This window comes from Priestia filamentosa, from assembly GCF_900177535.1.
GTDB classification, from domain to species: domain Bacteria; phylum Bacillota; class Bacilli; order Bacillales; family Bacillaceae_H; genus Bacillus_I; species Bacillus_I filamentosa.
The window spans coordinates 440,167-461,848 of sequence record NZ_FXAJ01000002.1 but is presented as its reverse complement, the minus strand read 5'-3'; the positions used below and the strand labels follow the sequence as shown (position 1 = coordinate 461,848).

The 21,682-nt window shown below is 34.7% G+C and carries 24 protein-coding genes; 9 read left to right on the top strand and 15 right to left on the bottom strand.

The annotated features are described in order from the left end of the window. The first annotated feature begins 327 nt into the window (after positions 1 to 327). From B9N79_RS09305 to B9N79_RS09290, 4 genes are all read left to right on the top strand, one after another. Positions 328 to 936: a transglutaminase-like domain-containing protein gene (locus B9N79_RS09305; protein ID WP_040057747.1), complete on the top strand. Its 609-nt coding sequence runs from the start codon at positions 328 to 330 to the stop codon at positions 934 to 936. A gap of 71 nt (positions 937 to 1,007) precedes the next feature. Continuing rightward, positions 1,008 to 1,310: an ArsR/SmtB family transcription factor gene (locus tag B9N79_RS09300; protein WP_085118167.1), complete on the top strand. Its 303-nt coding sequence runs from the start codon at positions 1,008 to 1,010 to the stop codon at positions 1,308 to 1,310. A 74-nt stretch (positions 1,311 to 1,384) separates the two neighbouring features. Further along, positions 1,385 to 1,813, top strand: coding sequence for a DMT family transporter (locus B9N79_RS09295; protein ID WP_085118165.1), 429 nt, complete (start codon positions 1,385 to 1,387; stop codon positions 1,811 to 1,813). A 12-nt stretch (positions 1,814 to 1,825) separates the two neighbouring features. Then, positions 1,826 to 2,287: a DMT family transporter gene (locus B9N79_RS09290; RefSeq protein ID WP_040057749.1), complete on the top strand. Its 462-nt coding sequence runs from the start codon at positions 1,826 to 1,828 to the stop codon at positions 2,285 to 2,287. Between the two features lie 41 nt (positions 2,288 to 2,328). Here the strand turns inward: B9N79_RS09290 and B9N79_RS09285 are convergent, their stop codons facing one another. The 5 genes from B9N79_RS09285 to B9N79_RS26065 form a co-directional block, all read right to left on the bottom strand. Beyond that, positions 2,329 to 2,796 carry an NUDIX domain-containing protein gene (locus B9N79_RS09285; RefSeq protein WP_085118162.1) on the bottom strand — a complete coding sequence of 156 codons (468 nt, stop codon included), beginning with the start codon at positions 2,794 to 2,796 and terminating at the stop codon, positions 2,329 to 2,331. A 13-nt stretch (positions 2,797 to 2,809) separates the two neighbouring features. Next, positions 2,810 to 3,298 carry a GNAT family N-acetyltransferase gene (locus B9N79_RS09280; RefSeq protein ID WP_085118160.1) on the bottom strand — a complete coding sequence of 163 codons (489 nt, stop codon included), beginning with the start codon at positions 3,296 to 3,298 and terminating at the stop codon, positions 2,810 to 2,812. A gap of 86 nt (positions 3,299 to 3,384) precedes the next feature. Next, entirely contained in the window at positions 3,385 to 3,510 is a 126-nt protein-coding gene (locus tag B9N79_RS26725; RefSeq protein WP_276208840.1) for a hypothetical protein, read from the bottom strand. 227 nt (positions 3,511 to 3,737) lie between these two features. Continuing rightward, complete coding sequence (locus tag B9N79_RS09275; RefSeq protein ID WP_085118158.1) at positions 3,738 to 4,769, bottom strand: hypothetical protein; 1,032 nt, start codon at positions 4,767 to 4,769, stop codon at positions 3,738 to 3,740. A gap of 302 nt (positions 4,770 to 5,071) precedes the next feature. Beyond that, complete coding sequence (locus B9N79_RS26065) at positions 5,072 to 5,218, bottom strand: hypothetical protein (protein WP_158512810.1); 147 nt, start codon at positions 5,216 to 5,218, stop codon at positions 5,072 to 5,074. A 291-nt stretch (positions 5,219 to 5,509) separates the two neighbouring features. Between B9N79_RS26065 and B9N79_RS26060 the strand changes: the two genes are divergently transcribed. Continuing rightward, a complete protein-coding gene (locus B9N79_RS26060; RefSeq protein WP_019394545.1) occupies positions 5,510 to 5,680 on the top strand; it encodes a hypothetical protein in 171 nt (56 codons plus the stop codon). 103 nt (positions 5,681 to 5,783) lie between these two features. On the opposite strand, the gene B9N79_RS09270 is transcribed toward B9N79_RS26060, so the two are convergent. After that, positions 5,784 to 7,286 carry a malate:quinone oxidoreductase gene (locus B9N79_RS09270; RefSeq protein WP_040057758.1) on the bottom strand — a complete coding sequence of 501 codons (1,503 nt, stop codon included), beginning with the start codon at positions 7,284 to 7,286 and terminating at the stop codon, positions 5,784 to 5,786. Positions 7,287 to 7,640: 354 nt separating this feature from the next. After that, positions 7,641 to 8,066: an ASCH domain-containing protein gene (locus B9N79_RS09265; protein ID WP_046217192.1), complete on the bottom strand. Its 426-nt coding sequence runs from the start codon at positions 8,064 to 8,066 to the stop codon at positions 7,641 to 7,643. 343 nt (positions 8,067 to 8,409) lie between these two features. Between B9N79_RS09265 and B9N79_RS09260 the strand changes: the two genes are divergently transcribed. The 3 genes from B9N79_RS09260 (at position 8,410) to B9N79_RS25785 (ending at position 11,157) form a co-directional block, all read left to right on the top strand. Further along, positions 8,410 to 9,480 carry a DUF3900 domain-containing protein gene (locus B9N79_RS09260; protein WP_040057760.1) on the top strand — a complete coding sequence of 357 codons (1,071 nt, stop codon included), beginning with the start codon at positions 8,410 to 8,412 and terminating at the stop codon, positions 9,478 to 9,480. Positions 9,481 to 9,882: 402 nt separating this feature from the next. Continuing rightward, the gene (locus tag B9N79_RS09255; protein ID WP_019394549.1) at positions 9,883 to 10,083 is read left to right on the top strand and encodes a cold-shock protein; all 201 of its coding nucleotides are present in this window, start codon (positions 9,883 to 9,885) and stop codon (positions 10,081 to 10,083) included. A gap of 927 nt (positions 10,084 to 11,010) precedes the next feature. Next, positions 11,011 to 11,157: a BH0509 family protein gene (locus B9N79_RS25785; protein ID WP_019394550.1), complete on the top strand. Its 147-nt coding sequence runs from the start codon at positions 11,011 to 11,013 to the stop codon at positions 11,155 to 11,157. Between the two features lie 121 nt (positions 11,158 to 11,278). On the opposite strand, the gene B9N79_RS09250 is transcribed toward B9N79_RS25785, so the two are convergent. From B9N79_RS09250 to B9N79_RS09240, 3 genes are all read right to left on the bottom strand, one after another. Then, positions 11,279 to 12,262, bottom strand: a complete 984-nt coding sequence (locus B9N79_RS09250; protein WP_040058394.1) for a tRNA dihydrouridine synthase — start codon at positions 12,260 to 12,262, stop codon at positions 11,279 to 11,281. Between the two features lie 452 nt (positions 12,263 to 12,714). Next, positions 12,715 to 14,562 (bottom strand): PDDEXK-like family protein, encoded by a 1,848-nt coding sequence (locus B9N79_RS09245; protein ID WP_048896778.1) that lies wholly within the window; start codon positions 14,560 to 14,562, stop codon positions 12,715 to 12,717. A gap of 414 nt (positions 14,563 to 14,976) precedes the next feature. After that, entirely contained in the window at positions 14,977 to 15,312 is a 336-nt protein-coding gene (locus B9N79_RS09240) for a DUF3427 domain-containing protein (RefSeq protein WP_046217191.1), read from the bottom strand. A 767-nt stretch (positions 15,313 to 16,079) separates the two neighbouring features. Here B9N79_RS09240 and B9N79_RS09235 point away from each other — a divergent pair. Then, entirely contained in the window at positions 16,080 to 16,658 is a 579-nt protein-coding gene (locus tag B9N79_RS09235; RefSeq protein WP_046217190.1) for a DUF4352 domain-containing protein, read from the top strand. 252 nt (positions 16,659 to 16,910) lie between these two features. On the opposite strand, the gene B9N79_RS09230 is transcribed toward B9N79_RS09235, so the two are convergent. From B9N79_RS09230 to B9N79_RS26495, 5 genes are all read right to left on the bottom strand, one after another. Then, positions 16,911 to 17,789 (bottom strand): phosphorothioated DNA-binding restriction endonuclease, encoded by an 879-nt coding sequence (locus B9N79_RS09230; RefSeq protein ID WP_040057764.1) that lies wholly within the window; start codon positions 17,787 to 17,789, stop codon positions 16,911 to 16,913. Between the two features lie 359 nt (positions 17,790 to 18,148). After that, positions 18,149 to 18,538 (bottom strand): ribonuclease toxin immunity protein CdiI, encoded by a 390-nt coding sequence (gene cdiI, locus B9N79_RS09225; protein WP_040057765.1) that lies wholly within the window; start codon positions 18,536 to 18,538, stop codon positions 18,149 to 18,151. A 469-nt stretch (positions 18,539 to 19,007) separates the two neighbouring features. Further along, positions 19,008 to 19,394 carry a ribonuclease toxin immunity protein CdiI gene (gene cdiI, locus B9N79_RS09215; RefSeq protein WP_040057767.1) on the bottom strand — a complete coding sequence of 129 codons (387 nt, stop codon included), beginning with the start codon at positions 19,392 to 19,394 and terminating at the stop codon, positions 19,008 to 19,010. Between the two features lies 1 nt (position 19,395). Then, on the bottom strand, positions 19,396 to 20,850 hold the full coding sequence (locus B9N79_RS26500; RefSeq protein WP_082864715.1) for a pre-toxin TG domain-containing protein: 1,455 nt from the start codon (positions 20,848 to 20,850) through the stop codon (positions 19,396 to 19,398). A gap of 480 nt (positions 20,851 to 21,330) precedes the next feature. Next, positions 21,331 to 21,492 (bottom strand): SMI1/KNR4 family protein, encoded by a 162-nt coding sequence (locus tag B9N79_RS26495; RefSeq protein ID WP_231573117.1) that lies wholly within the window; start codon positions 21,490 to 21,492, stop codon positions 21,331 to 21,333. Positions 21,493 to 21,682 lie beyond the last annotated feature (190 nt).

The following is a 21,682-nucleotide window of genomic DNA, read 5'->3' as shown; positions in this document are numbered from 1 at the left end:
AAATCCTCTATTCCCCCTGAATAGGGGATTTTTTGCCGGTGATAATATCCTTCTCATAGCAATTATCATTATCTTAATGAGGAGCAAAGCTACTATCAAATGAAAAATGTTTTAACCTTTCGCAACCTATAAACAAAGTAACCTAACGACAACTTTCTTCTCCTTCCAAAACGATATACCCCTGTTATAGAATTATTCTCCTTCTTGTCCCTCCTTTAATTGTATAAAAAATACAATTTTCAAGTTCTATAATCAGAAAATATCTATTCACCCTTTGTGAATTAATATATAATAATGCGTATAATAATTCACAAAGGAGCTGTTTATATGCGTTTATCTCTTCAATCTACTAATCCTCATGATTACTTAATTTCTAACCCTGAAGTGAATTTTACGCATCCTTCTCTTATCAAAAAAGCAAATGAAATTTATGCAAAGTCTACGAATAAGCTCCAATATGCTAAAAAAGCTTATGAATTTGTAAGAGATCACATCGCCCACTCATGGGATATCCGAAGTCATCGTGTGACAAGAACCGCTTCTGAAGTATTGGAGTACAGGGAAGGAATTTGCTATGCAAAGTCTAACTTACTCGCTGCTCTTCTTCGTGTAAAAGGAATCCCAACAGGCTTTTGCTATCAAAGACTCACATTATTTGACTCCCCTGAAGATGGATATTGTATTCATGCTTTGAATGCCGTATATATTGATGCTGAAAATAAATGGATTCGCCTTGATTCACGTGGAAACAAACCTGGAGTGAATGCGCAATTTTCCCTTTATGAAGAAAAGCTCGCCTTCCCTGTTCGTCCTCATTTAGATGAAAAGGATTATCCAACAATTTATGTGAACCCACATGAGAAGACAATGAACGTTTTAAAGGAACATAGTGATGGTCGGGAAATGTACATGAATGGTTTACCGAAAAGTATTTAAAAAATACGGCAGAGAGACACTTGAGTTTTTAAACATTGACATATCGGTATACTACGATTAGTATAAAAGACATGAATTCAATCGATATTTTCAAAGCACTTTCAAATGAGATACGTCTAGACATCTTGACGTGGTTAAAGGATCCAGAGAAACACTTTAACACGTCTTCTGCGTACGTCGAAAAAAAAGGAGGCGTATGTGTGGGAGATATTCAAGAAAAAGCTAATTTATCTCAATCGACAATATCTCATTATTTATCGATGATGCAGAAGGCAAAATTATTACAATCAGAGCGTCATGGAAAATGGACGTATTATCGTCGTAATGAAGAAACAATCAAAGAATTAGAAAAATATGTGAGAGAGAAACTATAAAGGTTTTTTTCTCCGTTTTTCATTTCGATAATTCTAGATATATAATTATTTAATTATTAGGAAGGAGTATGATTATGCGCTATGTCATCTACATCATTGCTTTACTAGCTGGGGCTTCACTAAGTCTTGAAGGAGCCATTTATGGAGAGCTTGGCAAAGTGATTGGAGAGCTAGAAAGCAGCTTTTATAACTTTGCTGGTGGTTCTATCATTATGGGACTATTATGGATTTTCTTTGGAAAAGGAAAATTATCATATACAAGAGAAGCGCCAAAATGGACCCTTGTTGGCGGGCTTTTGGGCCTTATATATTTAACTTCGATTGTGATTAGCGTTCCATTTGTTGGAGTTGGCATTACAATGGTAGCGATTGTTATTGGTCAAATGGTCATGAGTATGTTTATTGAACACTTTGGCTGGCTTGGAAGTCAAAAAATAGCAGTCAACAAAGAAAAAGTTTTCGCTCTTATTTCGATGGTTATTGCCCTTATTTTAATTTACTAGGAGGTTTAAGCTATGGCAATTGCAATGGTTATTTTTACGTTAATCGGCGGAATCGTTCTAAGTGCTCAATCCTCTGTGAACGGAACACTTAGTCGAAAAGCTGGAACAATTGAAACCACTCTTTTCACTTTTATTACAGGTTCTCTCTTTCTTGCTCTTATTATTTTATTCTTTGGTCAAGGAAACATTTTAGCGATTATGGAAGCGCCAAAATGGCAGCTAAGTGCCGTATTTTTGGGCGTTGCTTACCTTTTATTAACTGTCATTGCAGTACCTCGAATTGGCGTTATCGCAACAAACATTGGAACCATTATCGGTCAGCTTATCACAGGTATGATTATTGATCATTTCGGCTGGTTTGGCGGTCTTGAAATTCATATTGATGGAAAACGTTTGGCTGCTTTAGCATTTATGCTGATTGCTTTATACTTTGTGTATAAAAGCAATAAACGTGTGAAAGAAGAAAGAGCTTAAGAAAAAAGGAACGAATGCTTACTAGAGCGTTCGTTCCTTTTTTAGTATGATTTTAGATACTGTTCTTCTAAAAGTGGAATGCTATGCTTTTTCTGATGATACGCTAAGATTTCCTTCCGGAGATTCGGATATAAAACAATCGTATGAAGCTCATCAAGTGGAACCCATTTTACGCCTGTTTGATTTTGATCCCGCTCCGCCGGTATTTCAGGAGTTTCTCCCTCTCGTAATGAGCAGTCAAAAATGGTTGTTAACGAGTGAACCGAACCATACTTATCATAATTTAAATGTGGCGCATACTCATAAAGAAAAGCAACTTCCCCAACTTCAATATCTACAGAAGCCTCTTCCCTCGCTTCCCGTTTCACTGCTTGTAAGAGCGACTCCCCATGTTCTACACCTCCACCAGGCAAATTGTAGTGAAGACCATTTTCATCACGAAACTCTACTAAGAGAACCTCTTCATTTTCAATAATCAATGCGCTTCCCCTCATTCTTATTGGATACATTACACTCCTCCTGCTATTTCAATCTTTTACTCATGTTATACCAAACCACTCCACTGTGAGCAGAATCCGAGACACCCATGTTGATGTATCTGTATTTTCCATAGAAAGAAATTAACTCTTCTTTACACGTAAGCGTAACAGTTTCCCGATTCCGTTTACGTGCTTCCTTTTCCAAATGAGCTAACAGCTTCGCCGAGATTCCTCGACTTTGGAAATCTGGATGAACTGCTAATCCTAGAATTGTCTGATGACCACCGCATGGAGAGTTTGTCATAATGTTTTCAAATAAATCGTCTGTAATGAACTCTTGTCCTTTTACAGGTCCATTCACTAATCCTAAAATTGTTCCGTCATCTCCAGCAACAAAGAAACTGTCACGAATATGTTGCAGGCGCTGTTTTGTTGTTTTCGGAGTTGAATCTTCTTCTTTGGAGAAACAGAGATTTTCAATTTCAATGAGTCTTGGGCGATCTGATAGAGCAGCATTTCTGATTTTTAGCATGTGGTGAATTTTACCTATAAAATATAGAAGCCAAGATTTTTTTATCATCTCGGTTCACTGTTATTATGTATGAAGAGTACTGATTTTTACCATCCCCAACCAGCTTTTAATCCTTGGATAAATCCAGCGGTAAAGTTAGGGATTTCAAATAGGACAAGATAAGCAAGTAGAGTGATGATAATTATAGTCTTTAATGGATTATATTTCGCCATATATGCCACCTTCCTATATTTTCCACATTCCAATTATAGCATATTTTCACTGTAATTACGGACTTCTTCGACCTCTTCCTCTTTTATTTAATGAACCAATATATTTAAAAATCACAGTATAGATAAATAAGAAAAAGAACCATATTGAAATCAATATGGTTCTTTTTCTTATTTATCATAGCTATAGAGATTGTTATGATCTCAGTTACAGTGTCCACCTTTTCTTGTTAACCACCGTGGCGACGCTGATAACGACCACCTTCTACAAATTTCCGGCGGCTCCGTTCTCCTGGCATTTCTTCTTCTCTGTCATATTCATTTGTTCTTCTTTCTTCCTCGTAATTCATATATTGTTCGTCTGCTCTTCTTCTCTCATCATAATCCATGTATCGTTCGTCTGCTCTTCTTCTCTCATCATAATCCATGTATCGTTCGTCTGCTCTTCTTCTCTCGTCATAATCCATGTATCGTTCGTCTGCTCTTCTTCTCTCATCATAATCCATGTATCGCTCTTCTACTCTTCTTCCCTCACCATAAGCAGAATATGGTTCCTCTGGCCTTCTTCCCTTACCCTTATCATAAGCAGGGTATGGTTCCTTTGAAACTGCAGTTTCTCTTCTCAAACTTCTCAAAGGGTTCTTGAATAGTTTCAGTTTCTCTCCCCATCCTTGACGCTTTGCTCCATAACCTTCTCGAGGACGATCATAAGAAGAATGGCTTTGAGAATCCTTTTCCCCTTTTTTCAAGAATAAGTTCATTAGTCCCCCAATAATTAATGTAAACAGAGCAACTAGAAGAAGTAAAAGGGAAGTTTCTCTCCATATACTTGTTGAATAAATCGACAACAATTTATCCACCAAAGAAAGATTTGTTTGAAAGCCCTCTTTAATATTTAAACACCATCCAATAGTCAAAATGGCTGTTGGGTAAGTAGAATTTACTTTATACTTATGAGCTACAAAAGCAAATGCTAAACCTACAATTACACCTAATAAGATTCCTAACAGAAAGTATCCTATCCCAAAGCCAAGCAATAGCCAAATTGCACTATTACGACTAAGGTACTCTCTTTTTACTCTCCGTTTCTTTTTTTCTCCTGATATCATAACCATTAACACCATATATCCAACAAAAAACCAAGCTGTTTCATTGATTGGATTATCTCTATTCATAAAGAAGGCTGCAGCTAACGTAAGAACGTACGGTAACCCAAGCCACAGTAACACTTTGTCCAGTGGTCTCATCCAACTTACAAACATTTTATTTTTCCTCTCCCTTCACCAATTCACCAAGGGAAATCTTCTCCCTTGAATAGCGAAATTAATTACTAGACATATTACGAATAAACACTCCTATTAGTTTCAATTTATTTGTTGAAAAATAAGTATTTTTGACTTTTCTTAGGTGTGTTAAGAAGGTCGTGTTTTGAACGGGAATTCTAATGAAGAATGTTATCTTAGTAATAAACTATTCATTTCCCTCCTGTAATCCATATTATCATAACAAAAGTCGAGGTATCTTATAAACCTCGACTTTTACCCTTTATATACAAAATTATGTATTAAAACCCTCGACTGTTCCATCTACCGCTATGCATTCCGTCAATAAATCCGTGGACAAAATCAGGCAGTTGGAATAGGGCAAGGTATGCAATGATGGTTAGTGTGATAGTTATTTTTAAGAAATCGTATTTTGTCAATGATGTCACCTTTTCAATTACTCTTGTTCTTTTGCCTTTTTTAATATTGTCCAGATATTAATATATGATATATTTTCCATTTAATCAATACCTATTTCCACTAGATTATGCATACAAAAGAAAGCCTTTCTCCATAATTGAATTGTTAACAAATCGGTTAGAATATAACAATATAATCAGCGGTTACGAAAACCCTTTAGATCTCCGTTAACTATGTTTTTATTCCTAAATCAATCTAATTCCTTTCAAGCCCCTCTTCCTTTACAATAAAAGAAGAAACTGAAGAAATGAGGAAAGGACATGAGATGCGGATCAAAATGTTTCATTGTTGAAATAGAAGTAGAAGGAGAAAAACAAACGAAGTCAGTAACGGCTAGAACGCCGATAGAGGCTAGAAAAACGATTAGAGGAGCCTACGGAACAGAAGCTCATATTTTATCGGTTATTGAAGATAAAAAGAAGAACCTTTGATTAAAAATCAAAGGTTCTCATTCTTTCCGTACTCTATTATCTATGTAACTCTGAATTCCTATACCATAAAGACAACTTCTAACCTACTAGAAAAAATCTCTTATTAACTATAAACAGGTCCTCTTTCACTCAACCCAAGCGCTTTCGCCGTTGAAGTATGAATCTCTTTGAAAAGCTTTGGATTCTCCGCTAATGATAAGCCGTATGACGGCACCATTTCTTTAATCTTTGGTTCCCATGCATTTATTTCATCTGGGAAGCATCTTTTAATAACCTCAAGCATAACATGAACAGCGGTAGAGGCTCCTGGTGAAGCACCAAGCAATGCCGCAATTGAGCCGTCCGAAGCACTGACAACTTCCGTACCGAACTGAAGGGTTCCTTTGCCACCTGCTTCAGTGTCTTTAATCACTTGCACACGTTGACCTGCGACAACTAGTTCCCAATCTTCACTTTTCGCTTCTGGAATAAACTCGCGTAGTGATTCCATGCGTTTTTCTTTTGATAACATAACTTGCCCAATTAAATATTTTGTGAGTGACATTTCTTTTACGCCTGCTGCTAACATTGTTAGCACATTATTTGGTTTCACAGAAGTAATCAAATCAAACATTGAGCCATTTTTTAAGAACTTTGGTGAGAACCCAGCAAATGGTCCAAACAGCAATGACTTTTTGTTGTTAATATAGCGTGTATCAAGATGCGGAACAGACATTGGAGGCGCGCCAACTGGAGCTTTTCCGTATACTTTCGCATGATGCTTTTCCACAACTTCCGGGTTGTTACAGACCATAAACAGTCCGCTTACAGGGAATCCTCCAATGCCTTTTCCTTCAGGGATGCCTGATTTTTGGAGTAAGTGAAGACTTCCTCCACCACCGCCGATAAAGACAAATTTAGCGTTATGGCGTTCTGTTTTCCCGCTTTCCATATTTTGAACTTTTACTTCCCATGAACCGTCTTTTTTACGATTAATATCTTCTACACCATGTTTATACTTCACATGAACGTTTTGATTTTTTAAATGATCAAACAGAATACGTGTTAACGCTCCAAAGTTTACATCTGTTCCAGAATCAATCTTTGTCGCTGCAATTGGATCTGTTGATGTACGACCTTCCATAATTAACGGAATCCACTTTTCAAGTTTTTCAGGATTATCAGAAAATTCCATCCCTTCAAATAGAGGATTTTTCGTCATAGCGTCGAAACGTTTCTTTAGGAACTCAACGTTTCTTCCTCCTTGCACTAGACTCATATGAGGCAATGGCATGATAAATTCCTGTGGATTTTTAATTAAACTTTTTTTCACAAGATAAGACCAAAACTGTCTTGAAATTTGAAATTGTTCATTAATACGAATTGCTTTACTAATATCTATAGATCCATCCGGTTTTTCGGATGTGTAATTAAGCTCACAAAGTGCCGCATGCCCTGTGCCGGCATTATTCCATTCATTAGAACTTTCTTCCCCTGTTTTTGCGAGCTTTTCAAATACTTTAATATTCCAACCTGGCGCTAATTCTTTTAGGATCGATCCCAATGTTGCACTCATAATACCAGCACCAATTAAAATAACGTCTGTTTGTTCCTGTCTGTTATCCATAATACCCTTCCTTATCCCCTTGTATTTGCAAAAAAGATGTAGTGACTCCCCACTCAGGGATTACCAAATCCAAGCGCGACCCCGGAATACATCTTTCTTGTCTCGATGAAAACTTCCCCATATTTTATTATAGTAATTAACAGGTTAAAATATCCACCGTTATCTGATAATTATAAACTATTTAAAGGTTTAAAAAAAGGGTGAAAATGTATTCACTATAACTATTATGTGATGCAACTCTCTAAATCTTTATCCCTATTCCTTATCTAACAACCTTTATTTCCCTTATTATTAAGGTTTTAGAGGTGTTTTTTATGAAGTCCATGATGATCTTATAAGTAATATGAATATTATTTATAAATCATATTCCCATAACCCAAGCCGACCTTTTGCTAGAATAAAGTCCTCCAACATTTTCATCCCCTCCACTTCCCAAGCATAATAGCCAACCTCAAAATCACCTAAAAAATAGTCATCTTCTGATACAATTCTGCCGTCTTCCAAAATGGCCCACGTCTCGTTATTTTCAACAACCTTCAAACAGTTTTTAAGCTCGCATACGGCAATAATCATTCCAGTAGGAAGATTTTTTGTTGTGTAGCCGTGTGTATCAAGAAGCGAGCGGATGGCTGGACGGTTACAGGCTTCTTTATTTATTTTCTTGCTTGTGTGAATGGCTAAGGGGCCTCGGTAGTTTGTTTTCCATGATCTTGTCTCATATGTAGCTTCTCTTAGAGCAAAAAGGTTTGCCCAGGGCTGTATCATTGATAAAACTTTCATTGTAATTGTCCTCCAACCTCTGAAATCCTACTTTTTCTCTAGAGTTTCCTTATAGAGTTATATTATGAATACATAAGATTTAAAAATGATTAGAAGGAATGATGTGTACTTAGCATTCTTTTTAGATACATTAATCATCACTATAGCAAGGTTATAAAGACTTTCTATGGACTGCACTGAAGTTGTCGTTCACAGACACCTCTATTCCATCAGTCTCAACCTTCTTACATACAGGAAGAAGAAACAAGGAAAGAAACCAAATTCGTTATTCCCCAAGCGTTGACGCCACCTCTACTCTTTCTTATACTGAAGTAACCGATTAAAAAGAAACAAGGTGAACCAGATGGATTTTAAAATTAACTTTTTATCATTTTATGTAATACAAGTAGAAGGAAAAGAAGAACAAGCATCTAAACAGTACAAGCATTTTCAAACACTTGATACGGAAGAATATGAAGAAAGCCCAATTAAAGATTTTTTAGACGGTGAGTTTAAAAAGATTGTAAAACGCAAAGTAGATCGCCATCCAAAAGCTGAACAAGTCCCAACAAAGCTTGGCTATTTTATTGTTGAGCCAGGGCATGATCTTGATTCAAACCCGAACTATAATTTATTTCACCGGACTCGTTTCGCTACTACGAAAGAGGAATTTGAAGAAAACACTGAACAGTTTATCAATGCTTACCTAGATACAGCTGCTGTTCGAGGAGGCGCATTTCTAGTAGTATCTGCTGTGCCAAGAAAATATTTTGATCATGCTTTTGTTTTTATTTTAAAGTGTGACTTTGAGCCAAAAGTAGCTTCCATTTCAGATGAATCTACCCTTATTCGTCATGTTGAAATGGCGATTACGACAAAAAATATGAAGTCGATTCAATACCCTTACATGCCTGAAGAAGGTATGGTTGAGGAAGGTGAGCTTGTCATTCACCAAGCATCACACGCCCGCTATTTTGAAGACTTCTTAAAGTTCATCGACTACAACGAACCAATGCCTGAAGTGATGAAAACGCAAGTAATGGATATGGTGCGTGAACACGTTAGTGAAACGTTTGAAGCTGAAAGTGAAGAACGAGAACAGTTTGAGTCGGATATGGAGCTGTGGGCTGCAAGTGAAAAACGAGAGATACAAGAACGATTAGATACCCATCAAGTGATGGAAGCAGCCGCTCATATTGTCGAACATACGCCTGAGGCTGAGTTAAAAATGAAGCTTGGTGAGACGGAGATTAAGGGATTGCTAGCGGATTTTGGAGAAAACATTCACTTAGCGAAAGTCAATGGCCGTTATGTAGCTATAGTTGAAGCTGAATCGATTCTGTTTGAGAAAGGTGCTTCTCCAATTGAGTTTCATAAGCCGGATGATTTGCATGGGATTATTGAGAAGATTAATAATAAGCGGTGGGAAGATTAAGGTTTATAAATTGTACAGCAAATTAGCAACACTGAGTTTATGGGGTTTTTGAACATCTTGGTGACCCCACATAAAAACATTTTTTCAACTCATTATATAAATAAAGAATTTTCAAATCCACCACACAACTCTTATGTTTGCAGATATGTTTTTCAATGCACTTACGTGTATTAAATAGTAAATTGCTCAGGATTTGCGCTATAAAAATCTTCTTTTATTTTTAAAAATATTTAGCGTTTATTACTTAATTTTCGTCTTTACTTGCAATACCTGATTGTTTCTGTTACATTTAATAAGAATTATTTTTGTTCGGCGAAGATTGACAAGTTAACAACTTTCGTCTGAAGATTTGAGCAGGAATAGTAACACAATGTGTGCACAGCACACGAGGAGGCAACAATAATGGAACAAGGTAAAGTAAAGTGGTTTAACGCAGACAAAGGTTTTGGATTTATCGAACGTGAAAATGGAGACGATGTATTCGTACATTTCTCAGCAATCCAAGGCGAAGGCTTCAAATCTTTAGACGAAGGTCAAGCTGTAACTTTTGAAGTAGAACAAGGCCAACGCGGACCTCAAGCTACTAACGTTCAAAAAGCGTAATTAACCCAAACATACAAACAGACTCTACTTGTAGAGTCTGTTTTTTTATTTCCATAAAAACTCAAAAACCATAATAAAAAACCCTACTCACGAATGAATAGGGCATATCGAAACAAGAATAGTAATTAGTAAAGCAAATGGTAAACTCAGTATAGCATAGTATCCTTACAATACCTAATTTTTTTACTATTTAATGTTTTTTTATATGCTATTCAATAAAACCATTCTTTCTTGAGCTTCTTTTTATAACCGCAAGATGTTATTTCATGTATGATTTATCAAATGAAACATCAATCCCTTCCTTTAATAGCCTCCAGCCTTTGAAATTCCACCTTTTTATACAGTTTCCTGAGAGGATAATATGATAAGTAAAAGAAAAATCATTTATGTATCTTCTAACTCTTAGGTAAAAAAACAACCTAAAAAATCTACGTTTTTGCTATAAGAAAAGTCTATGTGGCTCAAGGCCTTTCCACATAGACTACCCGGCTTCCGCAATTGCTCACTATAAAATAACGAGAAATTTTCCAAATAGATATGAGATCGACACAGACTACTTCCTGAAAAACTCCTTTTAGGCCCCTCTCTCATCTAGAATTTCCCTCCCCCTACTTGCGCTGACTCCCTAAACTTTCGCTGGTCAAACTCGAAAAGCAGCATAATCCCCACTTTTCTATGTCCAATTTATTAAATTGAAACCATACTCCTTAGTAAAACACAGGCTTTTGCCATTCGATCTTGCCTCTTTCCCCTCTTCAAAGGGAGTAAATCCACAACACTTCTAATTTCTATATCATTTTCTGAAGAACCATCTCAAATCGATATTGGTTTAATCTCAATTTGAGATGTATAATAAAAACAAGAAAAGGAAAACGCTTTCAACAATTAAACACTTTGTTACTTTTCATACTATAAGGAGGATTTAAAATGAGCCAAGCTGAAAGAAATTCAAAAGCACAGAAATTAATTGAGCAACGAAAATTCAATGAGAAAGAAATTTCTAATATGACAGATCCACAGATTGAATATTATCACTGGCTCTATTTTGATGATTCTGTTTATGATTATATGTAACTAGAATATAAAATGCAAAAAAGCGGGAAACCATTGACGATTCAAGGTTTCCCGCTTTTATTTTTATTACTTTTACAAATCATTTTTGCAAACTTATTTTTTGGTAATAAGTTTAACGTCTCTACTGTTGCCCTATTACATCAAGATTCTTTGACTCAAAGTTATCAAGTAATGCGCGCACTTCATCTGTTGATGCTGTGCTCATTAATTGATTTCTTAATTCACTTGCTCCTCTAAATCCACGAACATATATCTTAAAAAAGCGATGAAGAGCCTTAAACGGACGTAGCCCTAAGCTTGAATATTTATCATGAAGATCCAAATGCAACCTTAAGAGATCAAGCAATTCCTTACTACTATGATCTTTCGGCTCCTTTTCAAAGGCAAATGGATTACTGAAAATACCACGCCCAATCATCACTCCATCAATACCGTATTGTTGAGCGAGCTTTAAGCCAGTTTGACGGTCAGGAATATCCCCATTGATTGTCAAGAGTGTATCTGGGGCCACCTCGTCACGAAGTTTCTTAATCTCCGGAATTAGTTCCCAATGCGCATCTACTTTGCTCATTTCATTTCTTGTACGCAGATGAATGGAAAGATTAACAATATCTTGTTTCAATATGTGTGTTAGCCAATCGCGCCATTCATCTACCTCTGCGTAACCAAGCCTTGTCTTTACACTTACGGGCAATCCTCCTGCTTTTGCTGCTTGTATTAAATCTGCCGCAACGTCTGGACGAAGGATAAGGCCACTTCCCTTTCCATTCTTTGTTACATTAGGCACAGGACAGCCCATATTGATATCTATTCCCTTATAGCCTAGCTCAGCCATGCCAATACTCATTTGGCGGAAGTATTCAGGCTTGTCCCCCCATATATGGGCTACAATTGGGTGTTCATCCTCTGTAAAAGTCAAGCGTCCACGCACACTTTGCATCCCATCTGGGTGACAATAACTCTCCGTGTTTGTAAACTCTGTAAAAAACACATCAGGTCTGGCTGCCTCACTCACTACATGACGGAAAACAACATCCGTCACCTCTTCCATTGGTGCCAGTATAAAGAAAGGTCGTGGTAAATCACGCCAAAAATTGTCTTTCATATTCAAATTCCAATCCTCTCACTACAGGATATGGGGACAACCCCCTACCCTAAAATTAAAAAGCAAGATGTCACTGCTTCTTTTACACTTATACCATATTTAATTGCTTTTTATCAATCTGATTGAACTGTTTATCTTAACAAAATCGGGGTTTGGATAGGAAATGTTTATTTTAACTTCGCAATCTCTATACAACTAAAATATCTCCTGCTAAAATCCCCCTATCAACCAGTATTCCATTGTTTTAGTTAAAATAAAGTTTTACTAAAAAAGACGAAAAAGAAAATTGGAAGAAAACCGGATTGAAAAAGGTTTAATAGTAAAAAGACCCTAAATCGCAAAAGTACTTTTTAACGAAATCAGGGTCGAACTGGAAAATGTTTATTTTAACTAGCCAGAGCATTTTTAATTGGACAGCTGCAATTACAAATCCGTCACGATTTTAACATCGTCTACCCCAAACTTTTAATTATCGTTAAAAGATTTCGGTTCTCAACCTGTCCAAATAACTCCTCCATTGCTTGATACACTTCCTCTACATCTTCCCAATTATTTATGACTGTGCTGTCTGAAAAAATACGCGTATATCTAGCTGTAGGCTGTTTTGATTTCACAGAAAAACTTACTCCCATTTCTTCGAGCTGCTTCACAATTAACAACCGTTTCTCCGCAACTAAAGGTCCTAATTCTAAAATTAATTTTAGGCGGCCATCCTTTAATCGTTCAAACCAGTAAGTGAAAGTACTGTCATGCCACCACCATTTCATGCGTGTTGGACCATATACTTTCTCAAGGTCTCTAAAGACTGGAACAAGAAATGAAGCATTATGACTCTGTATTTTATAATATTCTTCAGAAATCCCTTGATTTAGCACAAATTTAATAAAAGCATCCCTTGGGATCCTTCGTTGTGTTGACCCAGTATCTAGAATACTTTCTTCTCTAAAGTCAACTTCATAACGACCCTTCTCTTTCCCCTTTAAGTTTTCTATAGCAGCTGCAATTTGTGCTAATAACTCATTAAAACTGTCATTGTTATATAACTTTTCCATTCCCTCTACAATCTTTTGTTTATTAGCCCAATCATTTATATATGTTAATTCAGTATAAATTTTAGTATACTTTTTCCCTTCTAATTTTGCAGAAGGGCGGAAAGACACACCTTGATCTTCAAGACCACTTAATAACTGCAGACGATTTTCATAAGGAACTGGACCTATCTCTACATTAATCTTTAGAAAATCGTTCCAAGTTCGCTCAAACCAAATGATTAAACCAGATCCTAGCCAATACCCTGCTTCCGGTTTTCCTACTATATCTTCAAAATCTAGCCACTCTGGAAGAATGAAGTTAGGAACTCTTATATGGGCATTATAAACTTCTTCAGGGAGTTCTTCTATATGAGCAAATTTTAGAAATGCTTGACGCAAAACATTACTTCCAATAGTGAAAATATAATCTATTGTCTTTTTCTTTTTTTCATAAATGCGTTTCAAAGCAGATTGTTCATTCACTGATAAATCATTAATCCCAATGTATAATTCTTTAAACCGTGGTTGTTTACGAAGCTCCTGATGTTGGCTTACAAATAAAAGATCAATAGCTTTTTGATTCATTTGATACACTTTAAGTGCCATTTCTAGTGATTCATTATCTTCAACTAGTTCTTCACGTAGGATTGCTGTATAATAGCTAAGAAAATCGTGAATATTATCCGCTATTACCTCACTATTTAATTCTAAATGCTGAGTGATAATATCCATCACATCATGATAATCTAACGACCAATAATCCGGGTGTGAAGGTGCATCACTTGCTAGGGTAAGGTATATGGGTACTATTGTGTAATCACTATACTGAGTTTTTATGTAGTTCAGGTAATCCTTTAGCTGATTCTCTGACTCTAAAGCGTGGAACTTATTTTCTATAATAAGAATTACTTTGAGTGAAGGAAGTTCTACTAACAGATCAATAAAGCGTCCTGTAGATGTTTTTACTTCACGATAAACTACTGCATCTGTTAAAGAAGAATAGAGAAATGGTAAGTAATCTATAGTTTCTAATTTTTCTTCATTCTCACTTCTTGTAATTAAACGTGATAATAGTTTTTTTATAAAAAAACTCCCAAACTGATGATTTTCATCTGGATCTATTAACCACCCTAAAACATTTGAGTGGCGAATTTCAAAATGACTCACCCTTAGTACCTTTAGTGGGTTAAATTGATGAAACTTCTTATGTAATTTTGCAAATTCCTTTGAGTGTTCAAGTTGTGCAATTGATTCGAATGTGTAACTCATGTGTAATCCTCCGGACAGAAACTCCCAAACTAAAGCTATTTTATCGTTTTAATTTTTAATAATCTATTTATTATCCTCATTTATCATATCTTACAAAATAAAATTTTTGTACTCTTTATAATTCGATATTTTTAAAAAATGTATTTATAGCATAAAACTATAGAAAATTTTAATCTCTACGCTGGCAGCGTAGAAGCCAGTATAAAAGAGCTATCTCTTATCTTTTTAATCATTTTATAAAAAGATTATAAACTACAAACTATTATTAAACATCAAACCATACCGTTTATCTAAATTCAATTAAGAATTGACACAAAGAAAACACATACACCATAAAATGTATGCTCTTTTCCGACTCTAGCATATAAAACTACAAACATAATTTCACTTCTTATTAACATTTCAATAACAAGATTAGACTTTCTGCACAAACTCATCATACAGACTTGCAGGAACCTCATTCTCCAATTCCAACTTCACCGTAATAGGTTTTTCTCCCAAGTATTCAACAGTATTACCTTTCCCAATATAAATATAAGGTTCGGATTTCACATCAATCTCTCTATACTTTCGTACAAATAAATGAAGGCTTACTCCTCTATCATTATTTAAAATAATATCTTTTCCCCTGTCAGAAGTTTGGGTCGTACTGTTAGGAGTTTCCCATTGGAAATAACTTTGATCAATAAACTCGTCTTTACAATTTATACTTTCTTTTGCGCATTCTTCCTTATGAAGATCAACAAACAAAAATTATTCTTTATTATTTCTAAGAAGACCCGTACCCCTAAATGAACTATGAATTTTTCTATAGTTTGAAAGTAAGGCTGCATCTATTATCTGATATTGCTCATATAGTTTGAAGTGCGGCACACCGTTAATACTCTTCTTTAAATTCTTTCATATCTAATAATCCCATATTATATATGTTTATAAATAAGCTATTATTTCCTTATGTAAATGACGTAAAGGTTTATTTTTCCTATTATTTAGTTTAGTAGTATCGTAATAAAAAATATAGTATTTCCGCTTGAATATATAGATGAAAATTCTTTAAAGCAAATAAATTACTAATTACTCTTTCTATAGTCATTTTAATATTAAATACTTAAACTTGGGACACCCTTCTAGGACAGCTGTAAACAATTTACCGAAATTTTCTATATAAATTTTAACCTCATATTATTTAAGAATAATTTCTCCTCTTTTTTCCATCATCTGAATCATTTCACTGAATAGTAATATGAGATTATTAATTGGAAAATAAAATCTCTATAACCATCTCTTTCACTTTGCTATATTTACTAATCGAGGACTTTAATCATGTTTAATTAACATACAACTGTTACTTTAATAACCGTTTGCTAATATAACTTATATTATTTCAAGATATACGAATTTAAAAAGAACTAGTTAATTAGTAATCTTTAGGGCATAATAAATTCTTTTATTTTGTATTTGGCGTCAAAGACACTATGTCTTTACATATATAGTTTTTATAAAAGGAGTTAGATTTGATGAAGAATTTTTTTAAAATGGGTTGTTTAGGATTTATTGTACTCATAGTTATTATCATTGTTATTGCTGTGGCTACTGGAGGAAACGACAGTAGTAATAAAGCAAATACTTCAAACAGTACAAAGCAAGAAACAAATAAGAAAGATGCTAAAAACTCTTATGGAGTTGGAGATGCTGTTGAAGTTGGAGATATGGTTTATACAGTAAACAGTAAAGAAGTAACTTCACAAGTTGGACCATCTGTTTTACCAACAGAAGCAAAAGGAAAGTTCTTAGTTGTTGAGTTAAACGTTAAGAATAATGGGAATAAAGCAGTAACTGTAGATTCAAGCTTCTTTAAACTAAAGCATGGCGATAAAGTATTTGAAGCTGATTCAGCAGCTAGTATGTCAGCAAACCAAGGAGAAGACGGCAATATCAAGAACAGCTTCTTCCTAGAACAGTTAAACCCAGACCTGGAGATGGGTGGTAAGGTTGTTTTTGATCTTTCTGAAAGTACTGTAAATGCTTCTGACTTACAGCTTCAAGTTCAAACAGGCGCGTTTGGAACTCAAACAGAGGTAATTAACCTACAATAATATAATGATAACAAGCAAAAGAAGCTTTTCTTTTTGAAAGCTTCTTTTGTTTATTAATTTCTATTATAGAATAGACACTTCGTCACTCAATTTCTATAATCAAACAACTTATATTTCTCCTACTAAAGCGTCTGAAAGTTTTTTTAGACTTAACTCTTCGCGTTTGACTAAGAAAACTTCAAATTTATCTATACTTAGGTTAATATCAGAAATGACATATTGATTTCCATATTCTTCACCATTTATTCAATCCTACATATAACTCACCTGAAATCTCGCAGGCCCCTTAAATACCTCCCTAACATGCCACTCAATAAAATCTTCTTGCGGCTGATACAACGGATGAATTGGCCGTCTAATCTTTTGCCCATGAAACTTCATCAACCAATCTTCAAATCCATGCGTACCATGTGCTTGAGCAGCAACCAGTAACTCATTGTTTTTGGAAAAAGTAAAAACCCCTCGATCAAATAGCTTATGATGCATCGAACATAATGCAATTCCATTATTCTCTACATCAGGTCCACCCGCTTGATGCCATTTAATATGAGCTGCTTCCACCCCTACTAGACTATGACCAAGGCGTACATTAAATCCACAAATGGCACAGCTATACTCATAGGCTTGAAGTATTTTCTCTCTAAACTTGGGATCTCTCTTTCTCTTTAAATAAGTTTCAAATTCTAGACCAACCGCTCTTAATATATCTTCATGAATAGTGTCTGGAAAATGCTCATTTAGTAAAAATTGTGCAATCTCTTGAGTCAATGTGCGGTCCGTTTTTAAAAGTTCATGAACGCTTTCCTTAAAACCTCCGATTAGGTTATTCTGTAGTAAAGATTTGTCTGTAAAACTACGTTTATCAACTTCTTCGCTCAATTCCCATATCCCATCTCCGGCCAAACGAACAAAAGGTTGCTCTGGATGATATGAATAGCGGGAAGGACCAAATTCTATAAGTAGTTCCTTTAGAGGTAACTTTACTTCACTATAAGGTAACTGCAATTGTTTCTGAGATTGCAACTGACCTAATGCATATAGAATGAGTAATGGCTTATGCGGTGCACGCTGATTTTCTTTTTTCCAAATCTTTAAATGTTTTATTTTCTCTAGCAGTTCTTCTCTAGTCATAATATCTTCCTATCTTTTGTTTATATGTTAAAACACAGCTTAGGCAGCTGCATATTAATAGTCTAAAGTTCTTATAGGGACTATAATACACTTAATCTCTAAAATCTAATGCACTATAATTTTTAGATCTAAAAAATTTGGAATAGACCTAGCTATATAATTCCTATTCAGTATAAACACTCTAGTAAATTTTCCTAATATTACATAACATCACTATATTATACAATGTTACCGTTACCATTCGACATTCCTTTAAAATGGAAACCATGAGCATTTCCATTTTAAGTACTTCACCCTTAAAAATATGTTTTAACCCATAAGATAATTAAAAAAGCCCTCCATAAAGAGGGCAAATGTGACTATTTTTCTTTAATTTGGGATAAGTAGTGCTTGACTTCATTTGTTTGTTTAGGATGCTTGGCAATATAAAATTCACTTGCTACTTCTAGATAGCTACACAATTCTTCATGCGTAACGATGTCTTCAAAGTCGTCCTCTGCTATACAGTAATAAAATAAAACGCTCTTTTCTCCAAAATACTCCTCTTCATCTGGATCATATGCACCTGAATGTATTACGCCGTTGTATTGTCCTCTTGGAACAGCTTCTTTTAAAAAACTATCTAATATCTCAACAAAGTTATAATCTAGTACATAATCACAAAGTACATCAATGACAACACCCTTGTTTAACCCTTTTTCTCTATACATTTGAATAAACTTTTTGCTATCCTCAAAAACAGTGTTCATGATAGATATATCCTCCTCAACCTTTTATTTCAATATTGGATAAAAGGTTGTGATTTCTCCTGTATTGATATCTCTAAATCCTTCAAACTTTAACCTGTACTTGATGCTCCTTGAATTTTTTCTTTCTCTTGTTTGTCCTTTACTCCAACAACTTTCAACTGAATATTCTCCTCATTATTTTTTTCACCTCTTTTACGGTAAACATTTCGGTTTTCTCCTTTTAAATATAAAAAAGAGCAGGCTGTATGCCATACTCTTTGAAGTAATTTATTATAAACCTCATTCAAGATATATTTTTTATTGTATCAGAATCTATTTTATTATCGTATCCTTAGAAGACAGCACAAATCTATCCCTACCTTAGTAGTACTAGTTTATTAAACTGGTTTCTGTTACAGCACTGAACTCTGACAACCATCTTCAAGAAAAAAGCATTTCTGGATTTATTCAGAAGTGCTTTTACTATTACTTATTTAATATTATATTTTTCTTTAATTTTCATCAACAACTCTTCAATAATCTCTTTCTTTTCAGGATTTTTCACTATATAAAATTCACATGCAGCATTTAAATACTGGTACAATTCATCATAATTTACAATATCATAGTCATTATCACCATCACCAGAATAAAATAAAACTTTATTTTGTCCAAAATACTCCTCATCATCTTGTTCATATTCATCTGAATAAATTACCCCATTATATTCCCGACGCTCTCCCTCTTTTTTCTTAAAATCTTCTAAGTGTTGTAGAAAGTTACGTCCATTTACATATATATTCAAAACATCAATAACTGCCTCTTTATTCAAAGTTTTCTGTTTCATTATCTCAATAAATTCTTCATATACGTTCATACTAATCCACCCATTCTAATACTGGATAAGCATTCTCTATCTCTCCAGTTTCTGAATTCATAATACCTTCAAATTTTATTTTTTTTCCATTATAATCTGTTTGCCCTTGTATTTTTATCTTTTTTTGTTTTAATAGTGGAATTTCTCTTTTATTGTTTAAACCTTCTTCCATTGCCTTTTCGCTTAAATCTATTATCTCATCGTTTGAAATAATCTTTGGATCATACACTGTCTTTTTGTACACTCTGTGTCCATTAGGTATTACTTTGTATTCACCTGTTCCATTTTTCCCTGTATAATCCATTTTTTCATATTTTACTTTATATTCTACATCAAAAACTCCATCTATATCTGGATGTTCTTTTTTAACCACAGGTCCCAACTCATATTTGTTGGAATTATTATTAAAATAATTTTTAAACTCATCATAATTATGTCCACCACTAATACCATTACGTTCAGTAAACTTTACAACTGGTCCTGTTGTATGTTCAACATAGTAACCTTCTTTAAATTTAAGTTCACCCGTGCCCTTAGTTTTTTTAGGCGTATGCTGCTTTACCTCACCTGTTTTCTTATTCCACTTTAAATGAGTCTGTTCGCTTAATGGTTTACCTTTGAGAACTGCTTTAGCACCTTTACCTGTCCATTTAACAAATCCTCCACCTAGAACACTAGCAGCTGATATAGCACGATCCGATACATCTAATTTCTTTCCCGTAAAGTATTGTTTTCCGGTACGGGCCTCATCAGCAGCTTTAGCACCACCTAAAAACGGAATAAAATCAAATGCAAAAGAAGCTACCTGTCCATTGGTTAAGTTTGTATCAATGAATTGCCGTTTCATAGGGTCCTTAATGTGTTTATCTTGAGCTAATCCCATTCCCCAACGCAAGGCATCAGAGCTAGGCACCTTATGATTTTTAACCGCGTCTAAAATCTCCGCCTCATAATTATTCTTAGCCTTTGCCTTTACACTTTTCGACTTAGGGAACAATGTATCATAAGAGTACAATTCACCTTTTTTGTACCTAGCCATTAATTGGCTAGTAGCAGGTGTGATCCTTCCTTGATAAGAAATGAATCGCTTAGATGTTACATCAAATCCTACTTTTGATAAAGCATGTAATACTATATTAGAAGGCATAAGAATGGCGTTCATCACCATATCCATTTCCTTTAAGCCTTGAGCGGTCTTCTGAATATGCTGGACGGTTTCTCCTAATCCTTCTGAATACTTCCTTATGTCATGCTCTAGTTCTTGTTGAAGAGCTTCCAACTCCCCTGTCCATACACCACTCAATTCTGATAAGGCACCAGATAAAGAGTAACTAAGCTGTCCAGGAATGACATCGATCTTAGACTTAGCCTGCATGGTTTTTTGCGCTAACTGTTCAAGGTCTTTAAAATTTGCCTTTATATCCACGATTGTATCGAATTCCTCCATTTCTGTCATCTATACTTTCCTTATTTTACATGAAATAGAATACTAAATTGGTATAAATTGAGCGATTTATAAAAGATAGGAAAATAATCACATAGGAAAAAATACACAGCAAAGTGCTCTTCAAAATAGGGATCTCTATTCTCGTTTATTCTCACACTTAGAGTTCTTGAGCCACCCCCCTCAATTATTTTAAAGTTTTTGTATTATAACCATAATTTAATTACATAAACAGATTCTCTTCAAAATCGACTCCATTAACATTAACTTTTAATTAACTATTCTCCTACCATTTTGTTTCATTTCTTCTATTGTGAATGTGTTATTTTCTTCCTTTTAAGCACAAAAAAGAGCAGGCTATATGCCATGCCCTTTCAAATAGGCTATTATAAATTATCATTCTTACCGGTTATCGATTGCTGCTTGAAAGCTATCTTGTTAATATTCATCTAAAGTCGTATAGCTTTCTACTTCCTGCTTCGTTATATCATCCTATGATATAACGTTATGTCCATCTACTGTATTCAGACAGTAAACAAACTTATCAACCTTCTCTATCACAATATATTTTTGGGGTAAGCCCCCTGTTCTAAAATACTCCGTGTCTTCAGCAACAGATGCAAAGTCTTCTCCTTCAATAGCAAATAGCTCCACTCCACAAATGCCTCAAGAGCCATACTTTTTAACATAAGTAAATCTCCTTCTATGAGCACAGCATTCTTTACGATAGGTAATAACTCTTCTCCACCAAGTTTACTAAATATCAATTCCCAATTACCTATATTAATAAGTTCATTTTTGTTTTAAAGAACTACTAAACTACAAACCTTTTTACGATACTCCT